Genomic DNA, 6766 nt, shown 5'->3' on the forward strand with positions numbered 1-6766 from the left:
TCGATGTATGAGCGAGACCCCGGACAGTGCCGTCCGTACGCACACCCGTGACTACATCCGGTCCCATCGGGCGGCCTTCCTCGACGACCTCGCCGAGTGGCTGCGCATCCCGTCCGTCTCGGCGCAGCCGGACCATGCCGCGGACGTCGCGCGCAGCGCCGACTGGCTCGCCGCGAAACTCCGCGCGACCGGGTTCCCGGTCGCGGAGGTCTGGGAGACCCCCGGCGCCCCCGCCGTCTTCGCCGAGTGGCCCTCCGACGACCCGGGAGCCCCGGTCGTCCTGGTCTACGGCCACCACGACGTACAGCCCGCGGCCCGCGAGGACGGCTGGCGCACCGACCCCTTCGAGCCGGTCGTGCGGGACGGCCGGCTGTACGGGCGCGGGGCCGCCGACGACAAGGGGCAGGTGTTCTTCCACACACTCGGCGTCCGCGCCCATCTCGCGGCCACCGGGCGCACCACCCCCGCCGTGCATCTGAAACTGCTCGTCGAGGGCGAGGAGGAGTCCGGTTCGCCGCACTTCCGCGCGCTCGTGGAGCAGCGCGCGGCCCGCCTCGCGGCCGACGTGGTGATCGTCTCCGACACCGGCATGTGGTCCGAGGACACCCCCACGGTCTGCACGGGGATGCGCGGCCTCGCCGAGTGCGAGATCGAGCTGTACGGCCCCGACCAGGACATCCACTCCGGCTCCTTCGGAGGCGCCGTGCCCAACCCGGTCACCGTCGCCGCCCGCCTCGTGGCCGCGCTGCACGACGAGGACGAGCGGGTGACCGTGCCCGGCTTCTACGACGGCGTCACACTGCTCACCGACGCCGAGCGCGCCCTCATCGCCGAGCTGCCCTTCGACGAGGCCGCGTGGCTGCGTACGGCCAAGTCGCACGGCACGCTCGGCGAGGCCGGGTACACCACCCTGGAGCGCGTCTGGGCCCGCCCCACCGCCGAGGTCAACGGCATGGGCGGTGGCTACCAGGGCCCCGGCGGCAAGACGATCATCCCGTCGTCCGCCCGGCTGAAGCTCTCGTTCCGGCTGGTCGCCGGCCAGGATCCGGACCGGATCGAGCGCGCCGTGACCGAGTGGATCGACGCCGCGATCCCGGCCGGCATCCGCCACAAGACCACCTTCGCCGCGTCCACCCGTCCCTGTCTGACCCCGTTGGACCATCCCGCGCTCCGGTCGGTCGTACGGGCCATGGGCCGCGCCTTCGACCAGAAGATCCGCTTCACCCGCGAGGGCGGCTCGGGACCCGCCGCCGACCTGCGGGACGTGCTCGGCGCCCCCGTCCTGTTCCTCGGCGTCTCCGTACCGTCCGACGGCTGGCACGCGCCCGACGAGAAGGTCGAGATCGACCTCCTCCTGAAGGGCGTGGAGACGACCGCCTACCTCTGGAGCGATCTCGCCGAAGCTCTCCGCTGAACAGACACCCATCCATCCGGGGGAGTTGGAAGTACCAGTGAGCACCACCACCAGCGGCGGAGAAACCGCCGCAGACCGGCCGATCGTCCTCGCCTCCGACAGCGGCATCGACCGCGCGGCCCACCACCGCCTCGACGAGGCGTGGCTGGCCGCGGCCTGGAGCCACCCCACCACCCGGGTCTTCGTCGTCTCCGGCGGCCAGGTGCTGATAGACGACACCCCGGAAGGCCGCACCGAACTCGTGATGACCCCCTCCTTCGAGGCGCCCCTCACCGAGACGCACCGCTACTTCCTCGGTACCGACGAGGAGGGGGTCAGCTACTTCGCTCTCCAGAAGGACACGCTGCCGGGCCGCATGGACCAGTCCGCGCGTGCCGCGGGACTGCGTGAGGCCGGGCTGCTGCTGTCCCCGCGCGACGCGGGCCTGATGGTCCACGCGGTGGCGCTGGAGAACTGGCAGCGGCTCCACCGCTTCTGCTCACGCTGCGGTGAGCGCACGGTGATCGCGGCGGCGGGCCACATCCGCCGCTGCCCGGCGTGCGGCGCCGAGCACTACCCCCGCACCGACCCCGCCGTGATCATGCTCGTCACCGACGAACACGACCGCGCGCTCCTCGGCCGTCAGGTGCACTGGCCGGAGGGGCGGTTCTCGACTCTGGCGGGTTTCGTGGAGCCCGGGGAGTCGATCGAGCAGTCGGTGGCCCGCGAGGTGTTCGAGGAGGCGGGCATCACGGTCGGTGACGTCGAGTACGTCGCGAGCCAGCCGTGGCCGTTCCCCTCCAGCCTGATGCTGGGCTTCATGGCCCGCGCCACGTCCTCCGAGATCACCGTGGACGGCGACGAGATCCAGGAGGCGCGCTGGTTCTCCCGCGACGACCTGCGGATCGCGATCGAGTCGGGCGACGTCCTCCCGCCGTCCGGCATCTCGATCGCCGCACGGCTGACGGAACTCTGGTACGGAAAGCCGCTGCCGAGGCCGCTGAGCTGACCGGGACGCGCAGGAGCCCCCGCCGACCGGCGGGGGCTCCTGCGGTCCTGTCGTGTCCGACCCGTGGGGTCAGGCGCCGACCTTCTGCTTGACCTGCGCGAGGGACGGGTTCGTCAGCGTCGAACCGTCGTCGAAGAGCAAGGTCGGGACCGTCTGATTGCCGCCGTTCGCCTTCTCGACGAACGCCGCCGAATCCGGGTCCTGCTCGATGTTGATCTCGGTGTACGCGATGCCTTCGCGGTCCATCTGGCCCTTGAGCCGACGGCAGTATCCGCACCATGTGGTGCTGTACATCGTCACGGTCCCCGGCATGTCTTCTCGCGCTCCTCTGGCAGGCTCGAATGTCTTTGCTGAGGGATGAACGTACGTGACCTGGTCACCATTCCCGCACTTGTACGACCAACGTGACTCCCCTGTGGACAAGTGCAGCACCGGCCCCACGGGACCTGGCAGCATGGCGGGGTGACAGCAGCAACGCACTCCTCACTCTTCCCGCAGGATTCCGACGGCAGCCAGTTCGTGGCACCGCCTCGCGACGCCGACGCGGTGCTCGAAGGGCTCGACCCCGAGCAGCGCGAGGTCGCGACGGCACTGCACGGACCGGTGTGCGTGCTGGCCGGTGCCGGCACGGGCAAGACGCGCGCGATCACCCACCGGATCGCCTACGGCGTGCGGGCCGGGATCCTCCAGCCCGCCAGCGTCCTCGCCGTCACGTTCACCAACCGGGCGGCGGGGGAGATGCGCGGGCGGCTGCGCCAGCTGGGCGCGGGCGGTGTCCAGGCGCGTACGTTCCACTCGGCGGCCCTGCGCCAGCTCCAGTACTTCTGGCCCAAGGTGGTCGGCGGCGAGCTCCCCCGGCTGCTGGAGCGCAAGGTCCAGCTGGTCGCGGAGTCGGCGGCCCGCTGCCGGGTCCGGCTCGACCGGAACGAGTTGAGGGATGTCACCGGCGAGATCGAGTGGGCCAAGGTCACCCAGACCGTGCCCGCCGACTATCCGGCCGCCGTCGCCAAGTCCCATCGCGACGCCCCGCGCGATCCGGCGGAAATCGGCCAGATCTACGCGATGTACGAGCAGCTGAAACGAGACAGGTCGGTGATCGACTTCGAGGACGTCCTGCTGCTCACCGTCGGCATCCTCCAGGACCGGCACGACATCGCCGACCAGATCCGCGGTCAGTACCAGCACTTCGTGGTGGACGAGTACCAGGACGTCAGCCCGCTCCAGCAGCGGCTCCTCGACCTCTGGATGGGCGACCGGGAGAATCTCTGCGTCGTCGGCGACGCCAGCCAGACGATCTACTCCTTCACCGGCGCGACCCCGGACCATCTGCTGAACTTCCGCACCCGCCACCCGAACGCGACCATGGTGAAGCTGGTCCGTGACTACCGCTCCACCCCCCAGGTCGTGCACCTCGCCAACGGTCTGCTGAATCAAGCCAGTGGCCGCGCCGCCGAGCACCGGCTTGAACTGGTCTCGCAGCGCGACGCGGGCCCCGAGCCCCTCTACACGGAGTACGCCGACGAGCCAGCCGAGGCCGAGGGCACCGCCCGCCGGATCCGCGACCTCGTCGCGGCGGGCGTCCCGGCCGGCGAGATCGCCGTGCTGTACCGGATCAACGCCCAGTCGGAGGTCTACGAACAGGCGCTCGCCGACGCCGGGGTGCCCTACCAACTCCGGGGCGCCGAGCGGTTCTTCGAGCGCCAGGAGGTACGGGAGGCGGGCGCCGCCCTGCGCGGCGCGGCCCGCTTCGGGGGCAACGACTCCCTGCTGGACGATGTCGTCGATCTGCCGTCGCAGGTGCGGGCCGTGCTCTCCACCAAGGGCTGGACCACGGAACCACCCACGGGCTCGGGCGCCGTCCGGGACCGCTGGGAGTCGCTGGCCGCCCTCGTGCGTCTGGCCGAGGACTTCGCACGGGCCCGGCCGGAGACGACCCTCGGCGACCTGGTGGCCGAACTCGACGAGCGCGCCGCCGCCCAGCACGCCCCGACCGTCCAGGGAGTCACCCTCGCCTCCCTCCACTCGGCCAAGGGCCTGGAGTGGGACGCCGTGTTCCTGGTCGGGCTGACCGAGGGCATGATGCCGATCACGTACGCCAAGACCGACGAACAGGTCGAGGAGGAGCGCAGGCTCCTCTACGTCGGGGTCACCCGCGCCCGGCTGCACATCTCCCTGTCATGGGCGCTCTCCAGGGCCCCCGGCGGCCGGGCCTCCCGGCGCCCCACCCGCTTCCTGAGCGGCCTGCGGCCGGGCTCGTCGGCCCCCGGCACGCGGGGCGCCGGAGCGGCGGCCGGCGGCGCGGCCGAGCGCGGCGGCCGGCGCAAGCGGCGCGGGCCGGTGCTCTGCCGCGTCTGCGGCACGACGCTGACGGACGCGGGCGAGATGAAACTGATGCGCTGCGAGGGATGCCCCTCGGACATGGACGAGGCGCTGTACGAGCGGCTGCGCGAGTGGCGCTCCGACCAGGCGAAGCAGCTGGGCCAGCCCGCGTACTGCGTGTTCACCGACAAGACGCTGATGGCGATCGCCGAGGCCGTGCCGGGCGACGACGGTGAGCTGTCCCGGATCTCCGGCGTCGGCGGTCGCAAGCTGGAGCGGTTCGGAGCCGATGTTCTCGCCATCTGCGCAGGTGAGGAGCTCGTTGGGGAGGACGAGGAGAGCTGATACAAACTCGTCGAAAAAATAGTTTGCGCCCGCCCCGCGAATCACCATAGGTTCTTAACCACGGGAACGGCGGGCTTCTCCGAAGCCCGGTCCCCGTGCTCTACTTGTCCGAAGTGGTATCCGGATTTCGATACGCCGAGAGGAGGCGATTCCAGTGATCAGCATCAACAGCAGCTTCGTCAGCACCGCCAAAATGACCGATCTCTCGGTCGTCTCCGCATGCTCTCTCGACGTTCTGCGCTCCGGACTGCTCGCCACCGATGAATCTCCGTTCGTCGCCACCGGTCTGTCGGGCTTCGGCGCCGGCCGGACCAACCCCGTGGCTCTTCCTGTCACGGGCGGCAATGAGCGACCGAACAAGGCACTGGCGGCAGAAGTAGCAGCGGCAGAGGCAAAGGCCTATGCCTTCGCGGCGGCCGGTGCCGAATTGAAGAAGCAGACGAAGCAGCACCACACGATGTGGGCCATCCGTGGGCCTGAACCCTGGAGTGATCCAGCCTGATTCAAGATCAGGCCGGCGCCTTCAGGGCCGCGGAACCCCACCCGGGATCCGCGGCCCTTCTGTTTGTCCCGAACGGGACGGGCGGAGTGAAGGGGCCTCGGGAGAAGAACCACCCGGTACCAGCCGACACCTGGCCAACAGGCCGGACCGACCAGACGAGGAAGACACCACCGTGCAACTCGAAGCGCACGCCCCGTCCGTACCGCCTTCCGAAACGATCACCCAGCCCGGCATCACGGAGGACTCCACCTTGACCCCGCTGACCGCGCTCACCGCGCTCGACGACGCCATCGAGAACCTCGGCGTACCCGTCCCCTGCCGTGCCTACGACCCGGAGGTCTTCTTCGCGGAGTCCCCGGCCGACGTCGAGTACGCCAAGTCCCTCTGCCGTACCTGCCCGCTGGTCGAGGCCTGCCTCGCCGGCGCCAAGGAGCGGCGTGAGCCGTGGGGTGTCTGGGGCGGCGAGCTCTTCATCCAGGGTGTGGTCGTTGCCCGCAAGCGGCCCCGTGGCCGCCCGCGCAAGAACCCGGTCGCGGCATGAACGCCACCGGCACCATCGACCGCCCCGTCACGCACGATCCCAAGAAGCAGGCCCCGATGACCTCTTCCCTGCGAGAGCCGTCCGGCTCCGCCATTTCAGCTGTCAGTACCACCGGCGCGAGCGACTCGCGTCAGAACAGGAACCGCGAGATGCAACTCATCCCAGAAGCCCTGGCGCGGGCGCATATGACCGAGCGCCTGCGTGAAGCCGACGCGGAACGCCAGGCCGTGCGCCTGGTCGCCGCTCGGCGGATGCAGCGCCGCGCCGAGCGCGTATCGATGCGCGCCCGCCGTGCGCTGGCCATGGCGGTCATGAACTGACCGCCACCGGCCGGGCGCGACAACGCCACACGCCTTAACTGCCTCTGAAGCGGGGGCCGGTCCTCACGGACCGGCCCCCGCTCCACGTTCTCCGGACAGGGCCTAGGGCGTGTTTTTAGAGTGGCGTCGTCCGCCCGCAGGGCGGGGCTCACGGCGTCTGGTGCGTGCGATCGCAAGGCGGAGGATCGCTCTCGTACCGGGCGTACTCGGGCGACCCGACAACGCGGCGAGCGTGCGTGCCAGGCGCCGTGAGCCAGACGGGACTTTCAAAACACGCCCTAGGCTTGTTCTTTAACCTCCGGCCGTCCCGTACCGACGCAGGTTGATCTCGGTTCAG

Annotated in this window: 7 protein-coding genes; 6 read left to right on the forward strand and 1 reads right to left on the reverse strand. The window is 70.4% G+C overall.

Features of this window, described 5'->3' with window-relative positions:
• The first annotated feature begins 7 nt into the window (after positions 1-7).
• Both IEY79_RS34235 and nudC read left to right on the forward strand, forming a co-directional pair.
• A complete protein-coding gene (locus IEY79_RS34235; protein WP_189111561.1) occupies positions 8-1414 on the forward strand; it encodes a dipeptidase in 1407 nt (468 codons plus the stop codon).
• A gap of 37 nt (positions 1415-1451) precedes the next feature.
• On the forward strand, positions 1452-2402 hold the full coding sequence (gene nudC, locus IEY79_RS34240; protein ID WP_229701363.1) for an NAD(+) diphosphatase: 951 nt from the start codon (positions 1452-1454) through the stop codon (positions 2400-2402).
• A gap of 69 nt (positions 2403-2471) precedes the next feature.
• Here nudC and IEY79_RS34245 read toward each other — a convergent pair whose 3' ends face one another.
• Positions 2472-2714, reverse strand: coding sequence for a mycoredoxin (locus tag IEY79_RS34245; RefSeq protein ID WP_023538817.1), 243 nt, complete (start codon positions 2712-2714; stop codon positions 2472-2474).
• 150 nt (positions 2715-2864) lie between these two features.
• On the opposite strand from IEY79_RS34245, the gene IEY79_RS34250 reads away from it, so the two are divergent.
• From IEY79_RS34250 to IEY79_RS34265, 4 genes are all read left to right on the forward strand, one after another.
• A complete protein-coding gene (locus IEY79_RS34250; protein WP_308426713.1) occupies positions 2865-5066 on the forward strand; it encodes an ATP-dependent DNA helicase UvrD2 in 2202 nt (733 codons plus the stop codon).
• Positions 5067-5259: 193 nt separating this feature from the next.
• On the forward strand, positions 5260-5568 hold the full coding sequence (locus tag IEY79_RS34255) for a hypothetical protein (protein ID WP_189111574.1): 309 nt from the start codon (positions 5260-5262) through the stop codon (positions 5566-5568).
• Between the two features lie 172 nt (positions 5569-5740).
• Entirely contained in the window at positions 5741-6109 is a 369-nt protein-coding gene (locus tag IEY79_RS34260; RefSeq protein ID WP_189111563.1) for a WhiB family transcriptional regulator, read from the forward strand.
• The gene (locus IEY79_RS34265; RefSeq protein ID WP_189111564.1) at positions 6106-6429 is read left to right on the forward strand and encodes a putative WhiB-interacting protein; all 324 of its coding nucleotides are present in this window, start codon (positions 6106-6108) and stop codon (positions 6427-6429) included. Before IEY79_RS34260 ends, IEY79_RS34265 begins: the two co-directional genes overlap by 4 nt.
• Positions 6430-6766 lie beyond the last annotated feature (337 nt).

The sequence above is a fragment of the Streptomyces camponoticapitis genome (assembly GCF_014646115.1).
Lineage (GTDB): Bacteria > Actinomycetota > Actinomycetes > Streptomycetales > Streptomycetaceae > Streptomyces > Streptomyces camponoticapitis.